The 21,921-nt window shown below is 68.1% G+C and carries 19 protein-coding genes and 1 pseudogene; 7 read left to right on the forward strand and 13 right to left on the reverse strand.

Annotation, left to right across the window (positions count from 1 at the left end):
* The 4 genes and pseudogenes from AC1D2E_RS07090 to AC1D2E_RS07105 all read right to left on the reverse strand — a co-directional run.
* Positions 1-377, reverse strand: a pseudogene (locus AC1D2E_RS07090) (electron transfer flavoprotein subunit alpha/FixB family protein); the annotation flags it as partial.
* 76 nt (positions 378-453) lie between these two features.
* Positions 454-1,203 (reverse strand): electron transfer flavoprotein subunit beta/FixA family protein, encoded by a 750-nt coding sequence (locus AC1D2E_RS07095; protein ID WP_478196741.1) that lies wholly within the window; start codon positions 1,201-1,203, stop codon positions 454-456.
* Between the two features lie 137 nt (positions 1,204-1,340).
* Complete coding sequence (locus AC1D2E_RS07100; RefSeq protein WP_478196742.1) at positions 1,341-2,621, reverse strand: mechanosensitive ion channel family protein; 1,281 nt, start codon at positions 2,619-2,621, stop codon at positions 1,341-1,343.
* Between the two features lie 4 nt (positions 2,622-2,625).
* Positions 2,626-3,579: a histone deacetylase family protein gene (locus AC1D2E_RS07105; protein WP_478177584.1), complete on the reverse strand. Its 954-nt coding sequence runs from the start codon at positions 3,577-3,579 to the stop codon at positions 2,626-2,628.
* Positions 3,580-3,655: 76 nt separating this feature from the next.
* Between AC1D2E_RS07105 and AC1D2E_RS07110 the strand changes: the two genes are divergently transcribed.
* The 5 genes from AC1D2E_RS07110 to AC1D2E_RS07130 are packed head-to-tail and all read left to right on the forward strand — an operon-like array spanning position 3,656 to position 9,315.
* On the forward strand, positions 3,656-4,576 hold the full coding sequence (locus AC1D2E_RS07110; protein WP_478196743.1) for an AAA family ATPase: 921 nt from the start codon (positions 3,656-3,658) through the stop codon (positions 4,574-4,576).
* Positions 4,573-5,580 (forward strand): DUF58 domain-containing protein, encoded by a 1,008-nt coding sequence (locus tag AC1D2E_RS07115; protein ID WP_478196744.1) that lies wholly within the window; start codon positions 4,573-4,575, stop codon positions 5,578-5,580. The genes AC1D2E_RS07110 and AC1D2E_RS07115 overlap by 4 nt, the downstream gene beginning before the upstream one ends.
* On the forward strand, positions 5,574-7,568 hold the full coding sequence (locus tag AC1D2E_RS07120) for a transglutaminase TgpA family protein (protein ID WP_478196745.1): 1,995 nt from the start codon (positions 5,574-5,576) through the stop codon (positions 7,566-7,568). The genes AC1D2E_RS07115 and AC1D2E_RS07120 overlap by 7 nt, the downstream gene beginning before the upstream one ends.
* A gap of 53 nt (positions 7,569-7,621) precedes the next feature.
* A complete protein-coding gene (gene mltB / locus AC1D2E_RS07125) occupies positions 7,622-8,698 on the forward strand; it encodes a lytic murein transglycosylase B (protein WP_478196746.1) in 1,077 nt (358 codons plus the stop codon).
* Positions 8,698-9,315, forward strand: coding sequence for an HD domain-containing protein (locus tag AC1D2E_RS07130; protein ID WP_478196747.1), 618 nt, complete (start codon positions 8,698-8,700; stop codon positions 9,313-9,315). The genes mltB and AC1D2E_RS07130 overlap by 1 nt, the downstream gene beginning before the upstream one ends.
* 12 nt (positions 9,316-9,327) lie before the next feature.
* Here the strand turns inward: AC1D2E_RS07130 and AC1D2E_RS07135 are convergent, their stop codons facing one another.
* The 7 genes from AC1D2E_RS07135 to glpD all read right to left on the reverse strand — a co-directional run bounded on the left by AC1D2E_RS07135 (position 9,328) and on the right by glpD (position 17,015).
* Entirely contained in the window at positions 9,328-11,058 is a 1,731-nt protein-coding gene (locus tag AC1D2E_RS07135; RefSeq protein WP_478196748.1) for an ABC transporter substrate-binding protein, read from the reverse strand.
* Positions 11,059-11,145: 87 nt separating this feature from the next.
* A complete protein-coding gene (locus AC1D2E_RS07140) occupies positions 11,146-11,454 on the reverse strand; it encodes a DUF2160 domain-containing protein (RefSeq protein ID WP_478196749.1) in 309 nt (102 codons plus the stop codon).
* A gap of 2 nt (positions 11,455-11,456) precedes the next feature.
* Positions 11,457-12,269, reverse strand: coding sequence for a carbohydrate ABC transporter permease (locus AC1D2E_RS07145; protein ID WP_478196750.1), 813 nt, complete (start codon positions 12,267-12,269; stop codon positions 11,457-11,459).
* A complete protein-coding gene (locus AC1D2E_RS07150) occupies positions 12,266-13,156 on the reverse strand; it encodes a carbohydrate ABC transporter permease (RefSeq protein ID WP_478177593.1) in 891 nt (296 codons plus the stop codon). The genes AC1D2E_RS07145 and AC1D2E_RS07150 overlap by 4 nt, the downstream gene beginning before the upstream one ends.
* Before the next feature lie 61 nt (positions 13,157-13,217).
* Positions 13,218-14,285 (reverse strand): ABC transporter ATP-binding protein, encoded by a 1,068-nt coding sequence (locus AC1D2E_RS07155; RefSeq protein WP_478196751.1) that lies wholly within the window; start codon positions 14,283-14,285, stop codon positions 13,218-13,220.
* 1 nt (position 14,286) lies between these two features.
* Positions 14,287-15,360, reverse strand: coding sequence for an ABC transporter ATP-binding protein (locus AC1D2E_RS07160; protein ID WP_478196752.1), 1,074 nt, complete (start codon positions 15,358-15,360; stop codon positions 14,287-14,289).
* A complete protein-coding gene (gene glpD, locus AC1D2E_RS07165; protein WP_478196753.1) occupies positions 15,351-17,015 on the reverse strand; it encodes a glycerol-3-phosphate dehydrogenase in 1,665 nt (554 codons plus the stop codon). Before glpD ends, AC1D2E_RS07160 begins: the two co-directional genes overlap by 10 nt.
* 97 nt (positions 17,016-17,112) lie before the next feature.
* Here glpD and AC1D2E_RS07170 point away from each other — a divergent pair, with 97 nt between their 5' ends.
* Both AC1D2E_RS07170 and glpK read left to right on the forward strand, forming a co-directional pair.
* Entirely contained in the window at positions 17,113-17,883 is a 771-nt protein-coding gene (locus AC1D2E_RS07170; RefSeq protein WP_478196754.1) for a DeoR/GlpR family DNA-binding transcription regulator, read from the forward strand.
* Between the two features lie 12 nt (positions 17,884-17,895).
* Positions 17,896-19,389, forward strand: coding sequence for a glycerol kinase GlpK (gene glpK, locus AC1D2E_RS07175; RefSeq protein WP_478196755.1), 1,494 nt, complete (start codon positions 17,896-17,898; stop codon positions 19,387-19,389).
* A gap of 21 nt (positions 19,390-19,410) precedes the next feature.
* Here glpK and AC1D2E_RS07180 read toward each other — a convergent pair whose 3' ends face one another.
* Positions 19,411-20,367 carry an alpha-E domain-containing protein gene (locus AC1D2E_RS07180; RefSeq protein WP_478177604.1) on the reverse strand — a complete coding sequence of 319 codons (957 nt, stop codon included), beginning with the start codon at positions 20,365-20,367 and terminating at the stop codon, positions 19,411-19,413.
* Positions 20,368-20,397: 30 nt separating this feature from the next.
* Complete coding sequence (locus tag AC1D2E_RS07185; RefSeq protein ID WP_478196756.1) at positions 20,398-21,897, reverse strand: circularly permuted type 2 ATP-grasp protein; 1,500 nt, start codon at positions 21,895-21,897, stop codon at positions 20,398-20,400.
* Between the last annotated feature and the right edge of the window lie 24 nt (positions 21,898-21,921).

Genomic DNA, 21,921 nt, shown 5'->3' on the forward strand with positions numbered 1-21,921 from the left:
CGCTCGAAGGTGTCGGGGCTGTCGACCTTGGTGACATCGCTGATCTGCGCCACATCGAGCTTGGCGGCCACGCGCGGCGCGACGTTCTTGCCGTTGGCGGTCGAGGGGAACAGGATGTGGCTGTAGTTCTTGGCAATGGCCAGCACCTGGGCGGCGACGTTCTCCGCGAGGTTCTCGGCCAGGCTGGGGCTGTCGGCGACGATCACCTTGGAGACGCCCGCGACCTGGGAGGCGGCCTTGCCGGCTTCGGCGGCATTGGCGCCGGCCACCAGCACGTGGACGTCGCCGCTGGCGCAGGCAAGGCCCGCGGTCACGGTGTTGAGGGTCGCCGGCTTGAGCGTGGCGTGGTCGTGTTCGGCAATAACAAGTACGGTCATTCTTTGCTCCAAAAATTCATCTGATCGGTTGGGGACAGAGCTTGCGCTTCGCGCTGCGGTCTGTCCCGCAAGGGCTTCAGAGGACCTTCGCTTCGTTCTTCAGCTTCTCGACGAGAGTGGCCACATCGGGCACCTTGATGCCGGCGCCACGCTTCGGGGGCTCGCTGACCTTCAAGGTCTTCAGCCGCGGCTTGACATCCACGCCCAGKTCCTCAGGCTTCACCACATCGAGCTGCTTCTTCTTCGCCTTCATGATGTTCGGCAGAGTCACGTAGCGCGGCTCGTTCAGGCGCAGGTCGGTGGTGATCACGGCCGGCAGCGAGAGGGAAATCGTCTCCAGGCCGCCGTCGACCTCACGCGTGACCTTGACCTYGTCGCCGTCGATCTCGACCTTSSWSGCRAAGGTGGCTTGCGGCAGGTCGGCCAGCGCCGCCAGCATCTGGCCGGTCTGGTTGGCGTCGTCGTCGATCGCCTGCTTGCCCAGGATGATCAAGGCCGGTTGTTCCTTGTCGACCAGCGCCTTCAAGAGCTTGGCCACCGCCAGCGGCTGCAGYTCTTCGGTCGTCTCGACCAGGATGCCGCGATCCGCACCAATGGCCATCGCGGTGCGCAGGGTTTCCTGGCACTTCGCGTCGCCGCARGACACCGCGATGATCTCGGTGGCCGCGCCCTTTTCCTTCAGGCGCACCGCTTCTTCGACCGCGATCTCGTCGAAGGGGTTCATGCTCATCTTCACGTTGGCAATGTCGACACCGGTGCCGTCGCTCTTCACGCGCACCTTGACGTTGTAGTCGACGACCCGCTTGACGGGGACAAGAATCTTCATGGGTTGGACTCCATTGATTTGAGAAATCGGGGCTTGCAGGCAGCCGGCAATTTTAGGCGCCGGCCTCCGCGAGGACTGTTCATTTCAATCAGGGGGGCTGAGACTCGAAGAAAAAGAACGGTCGTGCTTTTTTGAGATTATAGGCGAGCTGCCGGGGCCGGAGAAGTACCGACAGGTAACGACTCGACGCGGACCACGCGCTGGGGGTACGGAATTTCGATGCCGGCCCGGCGCAGGCCCTCGAGGATCGCGACGTTGATCGCCGAGCGCAGGTTGTCCCTGCCCTTGTCGGGATCGGAGACCCAGAAGTTGAGTGTGAACTCGAGTCCGTCGGGCGCGAAGTTCAGCAGGAAGGCGACCGGCGCCGGGTCCTGCAACACGCGCGGCTGCGCCACCGCCGACTCGCAAAGGATGGTCTGCACCTGCGCCACGTCGCTGTCGTAGCCGACCACGATGCTGGTCGTGACGTTGAACTTGAGATCGGCCAGCGAAAGGTTCTCGACCCGGCTCGTGATCAACGATTCGTTCGGCACGATCGACTCGCGGCCGTTGCCCGCGCGCACCAGCGTGTAGCGGGTCTTGATGTCGGTGATGCGGCCCTCGAAGCCGTCGACCCGCACGTTGTCGCCGATGCGGATCGAGCGCTCGAGCAGAATCACGAAGCCGCTGACATAGTTGGCCGCCAGTTTCTGCAGCCCCAGGCCCAGGCCGACGCCGAGTGCGCCGCCGAGCACCGACAGCGCGGTCAGGTCGACACCGACCGCCGACAGCGCGAACAGCAGGCCGATCAGCAGCAGGAAGGCGCGGATCGCGTTCGACGCAACCTTGCGCATCGAGAGATCGGCCACCGCCTCGCGCAGGATGCGCTTCTCGATGGTGGCCGAGATCCAGAGCGCGATCACCAGCACCAGGCCGGCCGACAGCGTGCCCTCGAGAATGGTGCGCAGGCTCACGCGCGAGCGGCCGAAGGCCAGCGTGATCTCGTCGAGTTCGGCCAGCACCGGCGGCAGCAGGCCGACGATCCAGAGCACGGCGCCGATCCACGCCATCCAGGAAATGGTGCGTTCCACCAGTCGCGCCATCGCCGAGGCCGGAAAGACCGCGCTGAGCACCCGGGCGAAGAAGCGGATCGCCACCAGCGAGACGAACACCGACACCGCGATGCGCAGCACCAGCACCGGCTGGAAGCCGATCACCGCCCGCCGCGCCAGGTCGGTGAACAGCAGCGAAAGAACAGGGAACAGCAGGCCGTCGATGGTGCGCTGGCCGAACCAGATCGAATCCTTCGGCTGGTCGCGCCCGAACCACCGGCACACGGCCCAGGCCACGAGCACGCAGCCGACCAGGATCGCGATCTCGATCCACAGGCCGCGGGCCTGGATCTGGCCCAGCTTCTGGCTGAACTCGCTGAAGTTCATCCCGCTAGAGATCGGCCAGCACGCGCAGGTGCTCCTCGACGCTGCGCGCCAGCGCATCGAGGTTGTAGCCTCCTTCGAGCATCGAGACGATGCGGCCCTTGGCGTGCCGGCGCGCCACGTCGACCACGCGGCCGGTGATCCAGCCGAAGTCGTGCTCGTTCAGCCGCAGCTGGCCCAGGTCGTCGTCGCGATGGGCATCGAAGCCGGCGCTGACGAAGATCATCTGCGGCTTGAATTCCTCCAGCCGCGGCATCCAGCAGGCCTCGATCAGCTCGCGCACGTCCATGCCCTTGGTGTAGGCCGGCACCGGCAGGTTGAGCATGTTCGGCGCCGGGTGATCGGTGCCGCTGTACGGATAGAACGGATGCTGGAAGATGCCGACCATCAGCACCCGCGGGTCGTTGCTGAGGATGTCCTCGGTGCCGTTGCCGTGGTGGACGTCGAAGTCGACCACCGCCACCCGCTCGAGCCCGTGTTCCTCGATCGCATGGCGCACCGCGATCGCGATATTGTTGAAGAAACAGAAACCCATCGCCTTGTCGCGGCAGGCGTGGTGGCCGGGCGGGCGCACCGCGCAGAAGGCGTTGTCGACGGCCCCGGCGATCACGGCGTCGGTGGCCGCGATGGCGGCACCGGCGGCGCGCCGGGCGGCCAGCAGCGTGAAGCGGGTGAGCGAGGTGTCGGGATCGATCTGCGCATGATCGGGGCCGCCGGCCGGCGCATCCTCGACCAGGCGCTGGCTCAGGGCCTCGAGATGCTCCATGTGGGCCACGCTGTGCGCCCGCGTGATCTGCGGCAAGGTGGCCAGCGGCACCTCGATCCGCTCCAGGGCGTCGCCGACGCCGGTGACCAGAAGGCGATCCTCGATCGCATCGAGCCGCGCGGGGCATTCGGGATGGCCCGGCCCCATGTCGTGCTTCCAGCAATCGCGGTGTGTGAAATAGCCGGTTTTACCCATGGATCGAATCACGTCGTACCCCCATGCGGCATGGGCCCGCCGGGCTTTACGGTATTGTTTGCATATGGATACAAAAATGGACGTCGCCGCGAAGCTCGCCAGTTTGCTCGGCCAGCTTAACACGGTGATCGTGGGCAAAGAGGCGCAGGTGCGCGATTGCGTGGCCTGCCTGCTGGCCGGCGGCCACCTGCTGATCGAGGACGTGCCCGGGGTCGGCAAGACCACCCTGGCACACGCGCTGTCGCACACCTTCGGGCTGCATTTCTCGCGCGTTCAGTTCACCGCCGACCTGATGCCGGGCGACCTCTCGGGCGTCGCGATCTACGACCGCGGCCAGCAGGCCTTCGTGTTCCACCCGGGCCCGATCTTCGCCCAGGTGCTGCTGGCCGACGAGATCAACCGCGCCAGCCCCAAGACCCAGAGCGCGCTGCTGGAGGCGATGGAAGAGAAGCAGGTCACGGTCGAGGGCGAGACCCGGCCGCTGCCGACGCCCTTCTTCGTCATCGCGACCCAGAACCCGCACGACCAGCTCGGCACCTTCGCCCTGCCCGAGTCGCAGCTCGACCGCTTCCTGATGCGCATCTCGCTCGGCTACCCCGACCGCGCGGCCGAACGCGAGCTGCTCGCGGGCGCCGACCGGCGCGAGATGCTGGCCGGACTGCCGGCGCTGCTGACCGCCGGCGAGCTGACGGCGCTGCAGCAGCGGGTGCTGCAGGTCCACGCCTCCGAGCCGCTGCTGAGCTACCTGCAGGACCTGATGGCCGCCACCCGCTCGGGCCGCTGGTTCCTGCAGGGCCTCTCGCCGCGCGCGGGCATCGCGGTGCTGCGCGCGGCCAAGGCGCAGGCGCTGCTGGCCAATCGCGACTACGTGGCGCCGGACGATGTCCAGGCGGTGCTGCCGCAGACCATCGCGCACCGGCTCACGCCGGTCGGCGATGCCGGCCGCGGCGCGGTCGAGCAGGTGCGCGCCATGATCGCGGCGGTGCCGCTGCCGTGAAGGCACCGGCGCCCGCCCGCGCCTGGCTCGCCGAGCGCCACGCGCCCTTGCGCCAGCGTATCGATCGCTGGTTCCTGACGCGGCGCCCGCCCTCGGATGCGCTCGAGCTGACGCAGCGCAATGTCTACATCGTGCCGACCCGGGCCGGCTGGATGCTGGCGGCCACGCTGCTGCTGCTGCTGGTCGCGTCGATCAACTACCAGCTCAATCTCGGCTACCTGCTGACCTTCCTGCTGGCCGGCAGCGTGGCGGTCGGCATGTATGTGTGCCATGCCACGCTGCGCGGCCTGGCGCTGCACCTGCTGGCGCCCGAGCCGCGCTATGCCGGGGCCGCCGCGGTGTTCCGCGTGGTGCTCGACAACGCGCGCCGCAGCACGCGCTACGGCATCGGCCTCGCGGTACACCGCAGCGGCCAGTGGGCCTGGTGCGACGTACCGGCCGAAGGCAGCGCCACGGTCGAGGTGGCCTTCAGGCCCGAGCGCCGCGGCCTGCACCCGGTTCCGACGCTGACCGCGGAAACCCGCTTTCCGCTCGGCACATTTCGGGTCTGGACCGTGTGGCGGCCGGCCTCGAAGGTGCTGGTCTATCCGGCGCCCGAGGCCCATCCGCCGCCGCTGCCCGCCGGCGAACCGCTGGCCGGCCAGGCCGCGTCGGCCGCGCTGCGCGCCCACCCCTCCGGCGAATACGACGGGGTGCGCGCCTATCGCCGCGGCGATCCCTTGAAGCGGGTGGTCTGGAAGCGTGCGGCGCAGGCGCAGGCCATGGGATCCGACGATCTCGTGAGCCGGGATACGCAGCAGGTGCAGCGGCAGGAACTCTGGCTCGACGCCCAGGCCGCGGGACTGCCGGATCAGGAAGCACGGATCTCCCGGCTCTGCGCCTGGGTGTTGATGGCGGACCGACTGGGCGTCGACTATGGCCTGCGCATGGCCGGCCGCGCGGTGGCACCGTCGCAGGGCGAAGCGCACAAGCGGCAATGCCTGGAGCTGCTCGCCCTATGCTGAGCGCCAGGCTGCAGGCCCTGCCCCGCGATGCCAGGGACACCCTCTTCCTGCTGGGTGTCATCGGCCTCATCCTGCTGCCGCAGGCGCCCAACCTGCCGTGGTGGTGCAGCGCGCTGRCCGCCATCGTGCTGCTGTGGCGCGGCACGCTGGCGGTGCAGGGCCGCCCGCTGCCCGGCAAGGGCTGGCGCATCGCCCTGCTCGCCCTGACGCTGGTCGCGACCTACCTGACCCATCGCACGCTGCTGGGCCGCGATGCCGGCGTGACGCTGGTGGTCATCCTGCTGGCGCTGAAGACGCTGGAGCTGCGGGCCCGGCGCGATGCCTTCGTGATCTTCTTCCTGGGCTTCTTCACGATGCTCACGAACTTCTTCTATTCGCAATCGCTCGCGACCGCCTTCGCGATGCTGCTGGCGCTGCTGGGCCTGCTGACCGCGCTGGTCAACGCCCACATGCCGGTGGGCAGGCCGCCGCTGGCGCAGGCCGCGCGCACCGCCGGATGGATGGCGATGCTGGGCGCGCCGATCATGCTGGTGCTGTTCCTTCTGTTCCCGCGCATGGCGCCGCTGTGGGGCACGCCGAACGACRCCATGACCGGGCGCACCGGGCTGTCGAGCACGATGCGCGTCGGCACCATGGCCGCGCTCGCGCTCGACGACGGCATCGCGGCGCGCATCAAGTTCGACGACGGCCGCGTGCCGCCCCGCACGACGCTCTATTTCCGCGGCCCGGTGCTGTCGCAGTTCGACGGCCGCGAATGGACCGCACCGCCGCCCTTCTCGCGCAGCCTCCTGCCGCGGGACCTGCGGGTGCGCGGCCCGTCGGTCGGCTACGAAGTCACCCTGGAACCCGCGAACCGCCCCTGGGTGCTGACGCTCGACGCCACGCCGACCCGGCCCGAGCTGCCTGGTTACGAACTGTTCGGGACCCCGGAGCTTCAATGGATCGCCAACCGGCCGATCGGCGACTTGGTGCGTTTCCGGGCCGAAAGCTTCACCCAGTTCGAGAGCGGCCCGACGCGCCGTACGGCCGCGCTCCAGGCCTACGTCGCCCTGCCGCCGGGCTCGAACCCGCGCACGGTGGCGCTGGCGGCGCAGATGCGAGCCGATCCGGCGCTGGCCGGTGCCGCCACGCCGGCCCTGGTGCAGAACGTGCTGCAGCGCTTGCGCACCGGTGGCTACGCCTACACGCTGGAGCCCGGCCTCTACGGCGACGACACCGCCGACGAGTTCTGGTTCGACCGCAAGGCAGGATTCTGCGAGCACATCGCCTCGGCCTTCGTGGTGCTGATGCGCGCGCTCGACATTCCGGCCCGCATCGTCACGGGCTACCAGGGCGGCGAGATCAACGGCGTCGACAACTTCTGGGTGCTGCGCAACAGCGACGCCCATGCGTGGGCCGAGGTCTGGCAGGCCGGCGTCGGCTGGGCGCGGGTCGATCCGACCGGCGCGATCTCGCCCGACCGGGTCGGCCAGTTCCGCCGGCTGGCACCGCAGCCCGGCCTCATCGCCGGCGCGATCGGCGCCATGAATCCGACCCTGTCGCAGAACCTGCGCGCCGCCTGGGAGGCCGTCAATAACGGCTGGAACCAGTGGGTGCTCAACTACACGCAGAGCCGGCAGCTGGACCTGCTCAAGACCCTCGGCTTCGAGGCCCCCAGCCTGCAGGACCTGGTACTGGTGCTGCTCGCGCTGCTGGTGGTCGCGAGCCTGGCGGGTGCCGGCTGGACGCTCTGGGAGCGCAGCCAGCACGACCCCTGGCTGCGGCTGCTGGGCCGGGCCCGCGCGCGGCTGCAGCGAGCCGGCATCGCAGTGCCCGTCGGCGCTTCGCCGCGCCAGATGGCAGCCTGCCTGTCGGAGCGCTTCGGCAGCGGCGCGGAGCCGGCGCGGCAATGGCTGCTGCGCCTCGAGGCGCAGCGCTATGCAAGAGCCCCGGCCGAGGCGCTGTCGAGCCTGCGCCGCGAATTTCGCCGGCTTGCATGGCCGCGCTGAAACCACTTGTGTCGGTTCGGGACAGGGGCCGCGCCGGCGGCACAATCGACGCGATGCGACGCCTTCTCCTCAACGCCCTGCCGGCCTTCCTCCTGGCAGCCACCTTCCTCGCGGCGGCGCCCGCCGCGGCCCAGGCTGCGAAGGACAAGCGCAGCGCCACGGTGCGCGGCGGCATTCCCTACGCCACGCGCCCCGACGCCATGCAGTTCGCCGACGAGGTGGCGGCACGGCGCGACCTCGACCCCGCCTGGGTACGGGCGACCATCGGCAATGCGCGGCAGTTGCCCCACGTGCCGCAGCTGATGCTGCCCGCGACGAGCGGCACGCCGAAGAACTGGCAGGTCTATCGCAGCCGCTTCATCGACCCGGTCCGCATCGCCGCCGGCATGCGTTTCTGGCGCGACAACGCCGCAACCCTGGCGCGGGCCGAGGCAAGCTACGGCGTGCCGCCCGAGATCATCGTCGGCATCGTCGGCGTCGAGACCATCTATGGCCGCAACATGGGCAGCTTCCGCGTCATCGACGCCCTCGCCACGCTGGCCTTCGACTTCCCGCAGGCGCATCCGCGCGCGGCCGAGCGCCAGGCCTTCTTCCGCGGCGAACTCGAGAGTTTCCTGAGCACCGAGAGCCGTACCGCCGAAGACCCGATGGTGCCGCTGGGCAGCTACGCCGGCGCCATGGGCATGCCGCAGTTCATGCCGAGCAGCATCGCGAAATACGCGGTGGACTTCGACGGCGACGGACGCATCGACCTGGTCCACAACCCGGCCGACGTGATCGGCTCCGTGGCGAGCTATTTCAAGGCCTTCGGCTGGCAGCCGGGATTGCCGCCGATCTTCCCGGTGAGCTTCGACGAATCCCGGCTCCTGAAGTCGGTGCTGCTGGCGCCGGACATCGTGCCGACCTTCAGCGTCGATGCCTTTGTCGCCGGCGGCGCGGTGCTCCAGGGCGAGGCGCTCAGGCACCCCGGCCTGCTGGCACTGGTCGAGCTGCAGAACGGCTACGACGCGCCGAGCTACGTCGCCGGCACCCGCAACTTCTACGTCATCACGCGCTACAACTGGAGCAGCTACTACGCGATGTCGGTGATCGATCTGGGTCGCGAAGTGCGGGCGGCGATGGAGCAGTGATGGACACCGCAGCGCTGCGCAGGTCATGGGCCGACGCGTGGCACGACCTCGGCGTGGACGCCCCGGACGACGCGCTCTTCGACCGCTTGCTGGCGCGCTACGACGAGCCGCAGCGCGCCTACCACGCGCGCCAGCACCTGGCCGAGTGCCTGCTGCACTTCGAGCGCGAGCGCAGCCAGGCCGGGCGCCCCGGCGAGGTCGCGCTGGCGCTCTGCTTCCACGACGCCGTCTACGACATCGGCCGGCACGACAACGAGGCGCGCAGCGCCGACTGGGCGCGGCGCGCACTGCGCGACGCCGGCGCCGCGCCCGAGGCTGCCGAGCGCGTGCATGCGCTCGTGATGGCCACGCGCCACGAGGCCGTGCCGGAAGGCAAGGATGCGCAGCTGCTGGTCGACATCGACCTCGCGATCCTCGGCGCCCCGCCCGAGCGCTTCGCCGAGTACGAGCGGCAGATCCGCATCGAGTACGCGCACATCCCGCCCGAGGTCTTCGAACCGCGGCGGCGCGAGATCCTGGGCCGCTTCCTGGCCCGCGAGCCGCTGTATCGGACCGCGTCGCTGCGCCAGCTGCTGGAAGCCGCGGCGCGCCGCAATCTCCAGCAGGCGCTCAACTGAGCGCCGCGGGCTTCAGCGCACTTTTCCTTCTTTCCAGGCCGTCAGCAGCTTGTCGTAGTCGATGGTCTCGCCCTTCGGCTTCTCGTTCGCGAGCTTCTTCCACGGCGCGTGCTCGTCGCTCAGCATCTTGGCCGGGTCGCCCTTCGGCGCCAGCTTGGGCGCGCACTTGGCCATGCCGGCGCGCTCCAGGCGGCCCATCACGTTGTCCATCTCCTCGGCCAGGTTGTCCATCGCCTTCTGCGGCGCCTTCTCGCCCGTGACCGCCTCGGCCACGTTCTTCCACCACAACTGCGCCAGCTTCGGGTAGTCGGGCACGTTGGTGCCGGTCGGCGTCCAGGCCACCCGCGCCGGGCTGCGGTAGAACTCGATCAGCCCGCCGTACTTGTTGGCGTTCTGCGTGAAGTACTCGTGGCGGATGTCGCTCTCGCGGATGAAGGTCAGGCCCACCACGCTCTTCTTGGCCGAGACGGTCTTGGAAGTGACGAACTGGGCATAGAGCCAGGCCGCCGCTGTCTTGTTGGGGTCATGGGCCTTGAAGAAGGTCCACGAGCCGACGTCCTGGTAGCCGTTCTGCATGCCCTGCTTCCAGTACGGGCCGTTCGGGCCGGGCGCCATGCGCCACTTCGGCGAGCCGTCCGCGTTGACCACCGGCAGCCCGGGCTTGGTCATGTCGGCCGTGAAAGCGGTGTACCAGAAGATCTGTTGCGCAATCTGTCCCTGCGCGGGCACCGGCCCGGCCTCGCCGAAGGTCATCCCGGTGGCCTCCTTGGGCGCGTACTTCTTCATCCAGTCGATGTACTTGGTAAGCGCGTAGACCGCAGCCGGCGAATTGGTCGCGCCGCCGCGCGCCACCGAGGCGCCGACCGGCGTGCACTTGTCGGCCGCCACCTTGATGCCCCACTCGTCGACCGGCATGCCGTTCGGGATGCCCTTGTCGGCCGTGCCAGCCATCGAGAGCCAGGCATCGGTGAAGCGCCAGCCCAGCGACGGGTCCTTCTTGCCGTAGTCCATGTGGCCGTAGATCGGCTTGCCGTCGATGGTCTTGACGTCGGCCGTGAAGAACTCGGCGATGTCCTCGTAGGCGCTCCAGTTGAGCGGCACGCCGAGGTCGTAGCCGTACTTGGCCTTGAACTTGTCCTGCAGGTCCTTGCGCGCGAACAGGTCGGCGCGGAACCAGTAGAGATTGGCGAACTGCTGGTCGGGCAGCTGGTAGAGCTGGCCGTCGGGCGCCGTCGTGAAGCTGGTGCCGATGAAGTCCTTCACGTCGAGCCCCGGATTGGTCCATTCCTTGCCGGCGCCCGCCATGTACTCGGTCAGCGACATGATCTTGCCGTAGCGGTAGTGGGTGCCGATCAGGTCGGAGTCGGAGATCCAGCCGTCATAGATCGACTTGCCCGACTGCATCGAGGTCTGCAGCTTTTCGACCACGTCGCCTTCCTGGATGATGTCGTGCTTGACCTTGATGCCGGTGATTTCCTCGAAGGCCTTGGTCAGCGTCTTCGATTCGTACTCGTGCGTGGTGATGGTCTCCGACACCACCGCGACCTCTTTCACGCCCTTGTCCTGCAGCTTCTTCGCGGCGTCGATGAACCACTTCATTTCGGCCGCCTGCTGCTCCTTGCTGAGGGTCGACGGCTGGAACTCGCTGTCGATCCATTTCTTGGCCTCCGCCTCCCCGCCCCATGCGCTCTGCAAGGCGAAAGTCGCCGCTGCCAGAGCCATTGCTGTGTAGCGAATCTTCATGGTTGTCTCCTCGATGGCGCTTCCCGGTTCTTTCGGAGCCGGCCCCGGGAAAGCGGAGGGCCGGTCCGATGGACAAAAAAAAAAGACTCAGCCCTTTCGCATGATCAGCGCAAGCACGCCCATCGAAAGGACGAAGCTGATCCAGATCGATGGTTCGGCCTCGAGGCCGAACCACTCCTGGAACCTGCCGGCCAGGCCGATGAAGATCAGGTTGACGTAGGCCGCGGTCAGCAAGCCGATGAAGAGCCGGTCGCCGCGCGTGGTCTCCAGCGGCAGCCAGCCGCGCCGCAGCGTGGTTGGCGACTTGAGCTCCCACACGGTCATGCCGACCAGCATCAGCGCGATGCAGGTGAAGAAGACGGCCACCGGGGTGGTCCAGACCATCCAGTCGAACATGATCAGACCCTCCCCATCGCGAAGCCCTTCGCGATGTAGTGCCGCACGAACCAGATCACGATCGCGCCGGGCACGATGGTCAGCACGCCGGCGGCCGCCAGCGTGGCCCAGTCCATGCCCGAGGCGCTCACGGTGCGCGTCATGGTCGCCACGATCGGCTTGGCGTTGACGCTGGTCAGCGTGCGCGCCAGCAGCAGCTCGACCCAGCTGAACATGAAGCAGAAGAAGGCCGCGACGCCGACGCCGGCCTTGATGAGCGGCAGGAACAGCGTGAGGAAGAAGCGCGGGAACGAGTAGCCGTCGATGTAGGCGGTCTCGTCGATCTCGCGCGGGATGCCGCTCATGAAGCCTTCGAGGATCCAGACCGCCAGCGGCACGTTGAACAGCAGGTGCGCCAGCGCCACGCCCAGGTGCGTGTCCATCAGTCCGACGGTCGAATAGAGCTGGAAGAAAGGCAGCAGGAAGACCGCCGGCGGCGTCATGCGGTTGGTCAGCAGCCAGAAGAACACATGCTTGTCGCCGAGGAAGGTGTAGCGAGAGAAGGCATAGGCCGCCGGCAGCGCCACCGTGAGCGAGATCACGGTGTTGATGCCGACGTAGATCAGGCTGTTGATGTAGCCCGAGTACCAGGACTCGTCGGTGAAGATGCGCCTGTAGTTCTCCCAGGTGAAGCTCTGCGGGAAGAACGAGAAGCTCGACAGGATCTCCTCGTTGGTCTTGAAGCTCATGTTGACCATCCAGTAGATGGGCAGCAGCGCGAACACCAGGTAGAGCAGCAGGAAGACGCTGCGCTTGCGGAAGCGGCGCTCGTTCATTTCTCTTCCTCCACCTCGAGCGTGCCGACACGCAGCATCCAGTTGTAAAGCACGAAGCACAGCAGCAGGATGATCAGGAAGTAGATCAGCGAGAACGCCGCCGCCGGGCCCAGGTCGAACTGCCCCACCGCCTTCTGCGTCAGGTACTGGCTCAGGAAGGTGGTCGCATTGCCGGGCCCGCCGCCGGTCAGCACGAAGGGCTCGGTGTAGATCATGAAGCTGTCCATGAAGCGCAGCAGCACCGCGATCACCAGCACGCCGCGCATCTTCGGCAGCTGGATATAGCGGAACACCGCGAACTTGCTGGCGCCGTCGATGCGCGCCGCCTGGTAGTAGGCGTCGGGGATCGAGCGCAGGCCGGCGAAGCACAGCAGCGCCACCAGCGGCGTCCAGTGCCAGACGTCCATCAGCAGCACGGTCAACCAGGCATCGCGCGCGTTGCCGGTGTAGCTGTAGTCGATGCCCAGCTTCTGCAGCGTGTAGCCGAAGAGCCCGATGTCGGCGCGGCCGAAGATCTGCCAGATGGTGCCGACCACGTTCCATGGGATCAGCAGCGACAGCGCCACCACCACCAGCACCGCCGAGGCCTTCCAGCCGGTGGCCGGCATCGACAGCGCCAGGCAGATGCCGAGCGGGATCTCGACCACCAGCACCGCGATCGAGAAGCCGAGCTGCCGCCCGAGCGCCGCATGCAGCTCGTCGTCGCGCATCACGGCGGCGAACCACTCGGTGCCGACGAAGACCCGGCGCTCGGGCGAGATGATGTCCTGCACCGAATAGTTGACCACCGTCATCAAGGGCACGATGGCCGAGAAGGCGACGCACAGCAGCACCGGCAGCACCAGCCACCACGCCTTCTGGTTCAGCGGTTTGTTGTAGCCGTTCATTGAAGCACCTCCATGCTTCGCATTGCGGTGCGAGCTTGCTTGGGGCGGCCCGGCGCTGCGCTCATACGAGTTCCTCGTCGCGGTAGAAGCAGCTCTTGCGGCCCAGCACCTGCAGCCAGACGGTGGCGCCGGGCGCCGGCACCGTGGCATCCGATGCCAGCCGGGCCTTGACGGCGCTCTCGCCGGCCCGGGCGCTCAGCATCAGGTGGGTGCCGACGTCCTGCACCTGCGTCAGGGTGGCGGGCACCGCGCCCGGCGCGTTGGCCTCGACCAGCGCCACGTACTCGGGCCGGATGCCGAGCTTGAGCGCGCCCTCGGGCAGCTCGCGGGTCGCCGCCAGACGCGTGCCCGCGATCTCGAGCGTGCCGCCGGCACTGCGCACCGGCAGGAAGTTCATCCCCGGCGAACCGATGAAATGGCCGACGAAGGTATGGGCCGGCCGCTCGAACAAGGCCTCGGCGCTGCCGATCTGCACCGCCTTGCCGCGCGTCATCACGACCACTTCCTCGGCGAAGGTCAGCGCCTCGACCTGGTCGTGCGTGACGTAGATCAGGGTCAGCTTGAGCTCGCGGTGGATCTGCTTGAGCTTGCGCCGCAGCTGCCACTTGAGATGCGGGTCGATCACGGTCAGCGGCTCGTCGAAGAGCACCGCGGAGACGTCGCTGCGCACCAGGCCGCGCCCGAGCGAAATCTTCTGCTTGGCATCGGCTGCGAGGCCGGCCGCACGCTGGTTGAGCTGGCCGCTCATGTCGAGCATCTCGGCGATCTCGCCGACGCGCCTGCGGATCTGCTCGGCGGGCATGTTGCGGTTGCGCAGCGGAAACGCGAGGTTCTGCGCCACGGTCATGGTGTCGTAGATCACCGGGAACTGGAACACCTGCGCGATGTTGCGCTGCTGCGGGGTCTCCAGCGTCACGTCGCGGCCGTTGAACTTGACGCTGCCCTTCGACGGCGCCAGCAGGCCCGAGATGATGTTGAGCATCGTGGTCTTGCCGCAGCCCGAGGGGCCGAGCAAGGCATAGGCGCCGCCGTCGCGAAAGCTCATCTTGAGCGGCAGCAGCGCGTAGTCGCTCTCCTGCACCGGGTTCGGGCGGTAGGCATGGGCCAGGTCCAGGTCGATGCGTGCCATGTCAGCCTTTCCTGCGCCATTGCGGCGCGACCGCGAGCCGCTCGCCGCTGTCGAACGCATAGGCTTGCGATGCGCTGAAATACAGCGTGATCGCCGCGCCGAGTTCGAAGCGGTGCACGCCGGTCAGTTGCGCGACCAGTTCGCCCACCAGCGTCTCAACGTGGACGAAGGTGTCGGATCCGGAAATCTCGGCCAGTTCGACCTTGCCGGGCAAAGCCAAGTCGCCCTCGCCCGCGCCGACGTTGAGCGCGCTGGCGCGCAGGCCGACCGTGACCGTGCCGTCGACCCCGGCCGGAAGGTTCAGCGGCAGCAGCGGGCCGCCCTCCAGCTGCACGCCGCCGGCGACCACGCGCCCGGCCATCAGGTTCATCGGCGGGTCGCTGAAGGCGCGCGCCACCCGCAGCGATTGCGGCGCGTGGAACACCTCGGCGGTCGGCCCGTACTGCAGCAGTTCGCCGGCATCCATCACGGCCGTGTAGCCGCCCAGCAGCAGCGCCTCGCCGGGCTCGGTGGTGGCATAGACGACGGTCGAGTCGCCGCTCGCGAAAAGCTGGGTGAGCTCTTCGCGCAGGCCCTCGCGCAGCTTGTAGTCGAGGTTCACCAGCGGCTCGTCGAGCAGCATCAGCGGCGCGTTCTTGGCCAGCGCACGGGCCAGCGCCACCCGTTGCTGCTGCCCACCCGAGAGCTCGGCCGGATAGCGGTCGAGGAACATGCCGATGTGCAGCCGGTCGGCCAGTTCGCGCACCCGCGCCTCGATGTTCTTCTCGCCCCGCAGGCGCAGCGGCGAGGCGATGTTGTCGGCCACCTTCAGCGACGGATAGTTGATGAACTGCTGGTAGACCATCGCCACGTTGCGTTCGCGCACGGGCACGCCCGTCACGTCCTTGCCGTCGACCCGCACCTGCCCCTCGGTCGGCGCGTCGAGCCCGGCCATCAGGCGCATCAGGCTGGTCTTGCCGGCCTGCGTGGCGCCCAGCAGCACCGTCACCGCGCCGCTTTTCGGCGCGATGCTCTGCGGGTAGAGCCAGGTCTGCGGACCCGACTTCTTGGTGACGCGATCGAGTGTCAGCTGCATGGGGCTCCTTCCTTCGAACGGGCATGCCGCTGCATCCAGGCGCTCACCTGGCCGCGCTGCTGCGGCGTGAATCGCAGGCCGAGCTTGGAGCGGCGCCACAGCACGTCGTCGCCGCTGCAGGCCCATTCCTGCGCGCGCAGATAGTCGAGCTCGCGCTCGTGCAGGCCGGGCGCCACCGCCGGCCCCAGGTCGGCCATCGAGGCGGCGTCGCCGAGCACTTCGGAGATTCGCGCGCCGTAGGCCCGCGCCAGGCGGCGCGCCAGCGCGAGCTCCAGCCACGGATGCCGCGCCTGCACCGCCGCCACGAAGCGCGCGAAATCGTTGTCGGGCCGCGTACTGCGCGTGGTGGCGCCGATCCAGCCCGACAGGTCGCCGCCGGCCATGAAGGCGCCATCGGTCCAGGCGGCGCGGGTCTCGCCCAGCATCCGCCCCACTTCGTCGGCCGCGTCCTCGGCCAGCTTGCGGAAGGTGGTGATCTTGCCGCCCCACACCGACAGCAGCGGCGCCGCCGCGGTGTTGGTTTCGAGCAGGTAGTCGCGCGTCACGGCCGACGGATCGCCCGATGCATCGTCGAGCAGCGGCCGCACGCCGGAGTAGGTCCAGACCACGTCCGAGGGCCTCACGGGCTGGGCGAAATAGCGGCTGGCCTGGGCGCAGAGGTAGTCGATCTCGTCCTCGGCGATGTGCGCGGCACCCGGGTCGTCGCCTTGCAGTTCGATGTCGGTGGTGCCGATCAGCGTGAAGTCGTCCTGGTAGGGGATCGCGAAGATGATCCGCTTGTCGGGGTTCTGGAAGATGTAGGCGTGGTCGTGGCCGAAGAGCCGCGGCACCACGATGTGGCTGCCCTTGACCAGCCGCAGGTGCCGGGTCGCCAGCGCCTCGCCGTGCACCGGGTGCGCCACGCCGCGCAGGAAGGCCTCGGCCCATGGCCCGGCGGCGTTCACCACCGCCCGGGCGCGCACCGTGCGCCGGCCGTCGGGGCCTTCGAGCACGGCAGTCCAGCCGTCGACGCTGCGCTGCGCATGCACGCAGCGGGTGCGCGTCAGCACCTCGGCACCACGGGCGCGGGCGTCGATCGCGTTCAGCACCACCAGGCGCGCATCGTCGACCCAGCCATCCGAATAGACGAAGCCGCGTTTGAACTCGGGCTTGAGCGGCGCGCCGGCCTCGTGCCGGCGCAGGTCGATCGTGCGCGAGCCCGGCAGCACCTCGCGCTTCGCCAGGTGGTCGTACAGGAACAGGCCGATGCGGATCATCCAGGCCGGCCGCATCGACGGGTCGTGCGGCATCACGAAGCGCAGCGGCCACATGATGTGCGGCGCACTCTTGAGCAGCACCTCGCGCTCCTGCAGCGCCTTGCGCACCAGCGAGAACTCGTAGTACTCGAGGTAGCGCAGGCCGCCGTGGATCAGCTTGGTCGACGACGACGAGGTGTGCGCAGCCAGGTCKTCCTTCTCGCACAGCAGCACGCGCCAGCCACGGCCCGCGAGATCGCGCGCGATGCCGCAGCCGTTGATGCCGCCGCCGACGATGAGAACATCGCAGTCGGCGGCGAAGGCGTTCGGTGTCGAGGCGGTGGCGCTCACGGAAGTGGCTTCAGGTGCGATGTGATTGACTTCACGAACAATTGCTGTTTCGCTTTCGAATCTTTTCATTTTGGTTCCTTACGGCGCGATTTTCCTAGTCGTTAACCCTGAAGTCCATTCGTTTTAGTTCGTTCTAAAGTAGGGCGCGCTGCTTTTCCCATTCCCCGTGAATTCCAACCCCCGCCAGCTCAAGCTGCTCAACACCGTCCGCTCACGCGGCTCGGTCACCGTCGAGCAGTTGGCCGAGATGCTCGGCGTGACGCTCCAGACCGTGCGCCGCGACGTCCAGCGGCTGGCCGACGAGGGCCTGCTGACGCGCTTCCACGGCGGCGTGCGGGTGCCAAGCTCGACCACCGAGAACATCGGCTACCGGCAACGCGAGAACCTGCATGCCGAAGGCAAGGCGCGGATCGCGCGGGCGGTGGCGGCGCGGGTGCCCAACGACTGCTCGCTGATCCTCAACATCGGCACCACCACCGAAGCGATCGCCAAGGCGCTGCTGCGCCACACCGGGCTGCGCGTGATCACCAACAACCTCAATGTGGCCAGCATCCTGAGCGACAACCCGTCTTGCGAGGTGATCGTCGCGGGCGGCTCGGTACGGCTGCGCGACCGCGCCATCGTGGGCGAGGCGACGGTCGACTTCATCCGCCAGTTCAAGGTCGACATCGCGCTGATCGGCGTCTCGAGCATCGAGGACGACGGCACCTTGCGCGACTTCGACCTGCGGGAGGTGAAGGTGGCGCAAACCATCATCGCGCAGGCGCGCGAGGTCTGGCTGGCGGCGGACGCCAGCAAGTTCAACCGGCCGGCGATGATCGAGCTGGCAAAGCTGTCGCAGATCGACTGCCTGTTCACCGATGCCGAGCCGCCGCCGCCCTTCCCCGAGCTTCTAGCGCGCGCCCAGGTGCGCTGCGAGATCGCACGCGACACCTGAAGGATTCCTGCCATGACCTACCTGCTCGCCCTCGACCAGGGCACGTCGAGCTCACGCAGCATCGTCTTCGACGGCGACGGCCGCGTCGTCGCCATCGCCCAACGGGAGCTGACGCAGATCTACCCGCGGCCCGGCTGGGTCGAGCACGATCCGATGGAGATCTGGACGAGCCAGCTGGCCACCGCCCGCGAGGTGCTGTCGAAGTCAGGCATGGCCGCCGCGGACATCCACGCGGTCGGCATCACGAACCAGCGCGAGACCACCCTGCTGTGGAACCGCAAGACCGGCCAGCCGGTGCATCACGCGATCGTCTGGCAGGACCGCCGCGCCGAGCCGCTGTGCGCGCGGCTGCGCGAGGATGGCATGGCCGACGCGATCCGCGAGAAGACCGGACTCGTGATCGACGCCTACTTCTCGGCCACCAAGCTGCGCTGGCTGCTGGACAACGTGCCCGGCGCGCGGGCTGCGGCCGAGCGCGGCGAGCTGGCCTTCGGCACGGTCGACAGCTGGCTGATCTGGCAGCTGACCGGTGGCAAGGTGCACGCGACCGACGTCAGCAACGCCTCGCGCACGATGCTGTTCAACGTGCACCGCAACGCCTGGGATGCCGAGTTGCTGAAGGCGCTCGACATCCCGGCCTCGCTGATGCCCGCGGTCAGGCCCTCGAGCGCGCATTTCGCCGACATCGATGCGGCCCTGCTCGGGCGCAGCCTGCCGATCGGTGGCGTCGCAGGCGACCAGCAGAGCGCGCTGTTCGGCCAGGCCTGCTTCGAGKCCGGCATGGCGAAGAACACCTACGGCACCGGCTGCTTCCTGCTGATGCACACGGGCGGGGCCTTCCAACCCTCGCACAACGGCCTGCTGGTGACCAGCGCGGCGCAGACCAGCGCCACGCCGCAGTTCGCGATGGAAGGCAGCGTCTTCGTCGGCGGCGCGGTGGTGCAGTGGCTGCGCGACGGCCTCAAGGCGATCCAGGGCAGCGCCGAAGTGCAGGCGCTGGCCGAGAGCGTGCCCGATGCCGGCGGCGTGATGATGGTGCCGGCCTTCACCGGGCTCGGCGCGCCCTACTGGGACGCCGATGCGCGCGGCATCATCACCGGCCTGACGCGCGGCACCACGGTCGCCCACATCGCGCGCGCGGCGCTGGAGAGCATCGCCTACCAGAGCGCCGCGCTGCTGCAGGCGATGAGCCGCGACGCGATGGCCGCGGGCGGCGCGCCGGTGGCGGAATTGCGGGTGGACGGCGGGGCCTGCGTCAACGACCTGCTGATGCAGTTCCAGGCGGATCTGCTGGGGATTCCCGTGGTGCGGCCCGAGGTCACCGAGACCACGGCGCTGGGGGCTGCCTACTTGGCGGGGCTGTCGACCGGGGTCTACAGCGACGTGGGGCAGTTGTCGAAACTGTGGCGGATCGAGAGGCGGTTCATGCCGACGATCGGGCGACCACAGGCCGAGGAATCGATGGCCCGCTGGGAGCGCGCGGTGCGTCAGGCCACTGCGGCCTGACAGGGCCGCGCATCAACGGCCTCAGTGCCCAGGCACCAAAAAGTCCTGGCTGATCCGCCACCCCAGTTCGTTCACCCGATCGAGGAACTGCGTCAGGTAGGCATGCAGCCCGGTCGCGAGGATCTCGTCGACCCGTGCGTACTGCAGGTCGGCCAAGAGCTTGCCGGCTCGGCGTTGCGTTTCGGCGCTCTGCTCGTTCTTGACCATGTCGAGGTTGTCGACCACCTCGCGCAGGCTCGCGTGCAGCGAACGCGGCATGTCGGCGCGCAGGATCAGCAGTTCGGCCACGCGCTCGGGCTTGATGACGTCGCGGTACACCTTGCGGTAAACCTCGAAGGCCGAGACGCTGCGCAGGATCGCGCTCCAGTGGTAGAAGTCGTACTCCTGGTCCTCTTCGGTGGCGGTGCCGAAGAATTCGCTGTTGAGCGCATGGAACTTGACGTCGACCAGGCGCGCCGTGTTGTCGGCGCGCTCGAGGAAGGTGCCCAGGCGCGAGAAATAGAAGGCCTCGTCCTGCAGCATCGTTCCGAGCGTCACGCCGCGCGACAGGTGCGAGCGGAACTTGACCCATTCGAAGAACTGCCCCGGGTCGCGCTCGAAATCGCCCGCGCGCAGCATCCGGTTCACTTCGAGCCAGGTGGTGTTCTGGGTCTCCCAGGCTTCGGTGGGCAATGAGCCGCGCACCGCCCGCGCATTCTCGCGCGCCGCGCGCAGGCAGGACAGGATCGACGACGGATTCGACTCGTCCTTGACCATGAACTCCATCACCTCGTCGGGCTTGAACCCTTCGTGCTTCTCGTTGTAGAGCGGCAGCAGCTCGCTGATCGACAGCAGGCCCTGCCAGCCGTATTGGGCCACCTCGGCCGACTGCGGCAGCATCGAGGTCTGGTAGTTGACGTCGAGCATGCGCGCGGTGTTCTCGGCCCGCTCGGTGTAGCGCGACATCCAGTAGAGGTGATCGGCGGTGCGTGACAACATCATGGGTGTGTGCTTCCGTGTGCTCTCTGATCAGGACTGGTTTTGCGACTGCGAAGGCGCCGGGGCGCGCGGCTTGGCGCTGCGATCGGCCTCGAGGATCCAGGTGTCCTTGGTGCCGCCGCCCTGCGACGAGTTGACCACCAGCGAGCCCTCCTTGAGCGCCACGCGCGTGAGGCCGCCGGGCACCATCTGCACTTCCTTGCCCGACAGCACGAAGGGCCGCAGGTCGATGTGGCGCGGCGCGATGCCGGCATCGACGAAGGTCGGCGAGGTCGACAGGCTCAGCGTCGGCTGCGCGATGTAGCCGTCGGGCTTGGCCAGCACGGCCTTCTTGAAGTCTTCGATCTCGGCCTGGGTCGCGGCCGGGCCGATCAGCATGCCGTAGCCGCCGGCGCCGTGCACCTCCTTGACCACCAGGTCCTTCATGTTGTCGAGCGTGTAGGCCAGCTCGTCCTTGTTGCGGCACATGTAGGTCGGCACGTTCTTGAGGATCGGCTGCTCGCCGAGGTAGAACTCGATCATCTTCGGCACGTACGGGTAGATCGACTTGTCGTCGGCGACGCCGGTGCCGACCGCGTTGCAGATCACCACGTTGCCCTCGCGGTAGGCGCGCATCAGGCCGGCGCAACCCAGGGTCGAGGTCGGGCGGAACACCTCGGGGTCGAGGAAGTCGTCGTCGACCCGGCGGTAGATGACGTCGACCCGGCGCGGCCCGCGCGTGGTGCGCATGTAGACGAAGTCGTCCTTGACGAACAGGTCCTGACCCTCGACCAGCTCGACGCCCATCTGCTGCGCCAGGAAGGCGTGCTCGAAATAGGCGCTGTTGTACATGCCGGGCGTCAGCACCACCACGGTGGGCTCGGCGGTGGCGGGCGGGGCCGAGGCGCGCAGGGTTTCGAGCAGCAGGTCGGGATAGTGCGCGACCGGCGCGATCCGGTTCTGGCTGAACAGCTCGGGGAACAGCCGCATCATCATCTTGCGGTTCTCGAGCATGTAGCTGACGCCGCTGGGGACGCGCAGGTTGTCCTCGAGCACGTAGTACTCGCCGTTGCCCTGGGCATCGGGGGCGCGCACGATGTCGATGCCCGAAATGTGCGAGTAGATGTCGTTGGGCACCTTGACGCCCACCATCTCGGGGCGGTACTGGGCGTTGTTCAGGATCTGCTCGGCCGGAATGACGCCGGCCTTGACGATCTCCTGGCCGTGGTAGACGTCGTGGATGAAGCGGTTGAGCGCCGTGACGCGCTGCACCAGGCCTTTTTCCATCGACGCCCACTCGTGGGCCGGGATGATCCGCGGCAGCAGGTCGAAGGGGATCAGGCGCTCGGTGCCCGAGCCATCCTCGTCCTTCGCGCCATAGACCGCGAAGGTGATGCCGACCCGGCGAAAGATCAGCTCGGCCTCCTCCCGCCGCGACTGCATCACCTCGGCGGGCTGCCGGGCGAGCCATTGGTCGTAACGTTTGTAGTGGCTTCGCACTGCCGCGCCGTGGTAGGGCAGCTGCTCGTACATCTCATCGAATTTGTGCATGGGACGACCAATCTCCTTGACCAT

This window comes from Variovorax sp. P1_H2, from assembly GCF_056405295.1.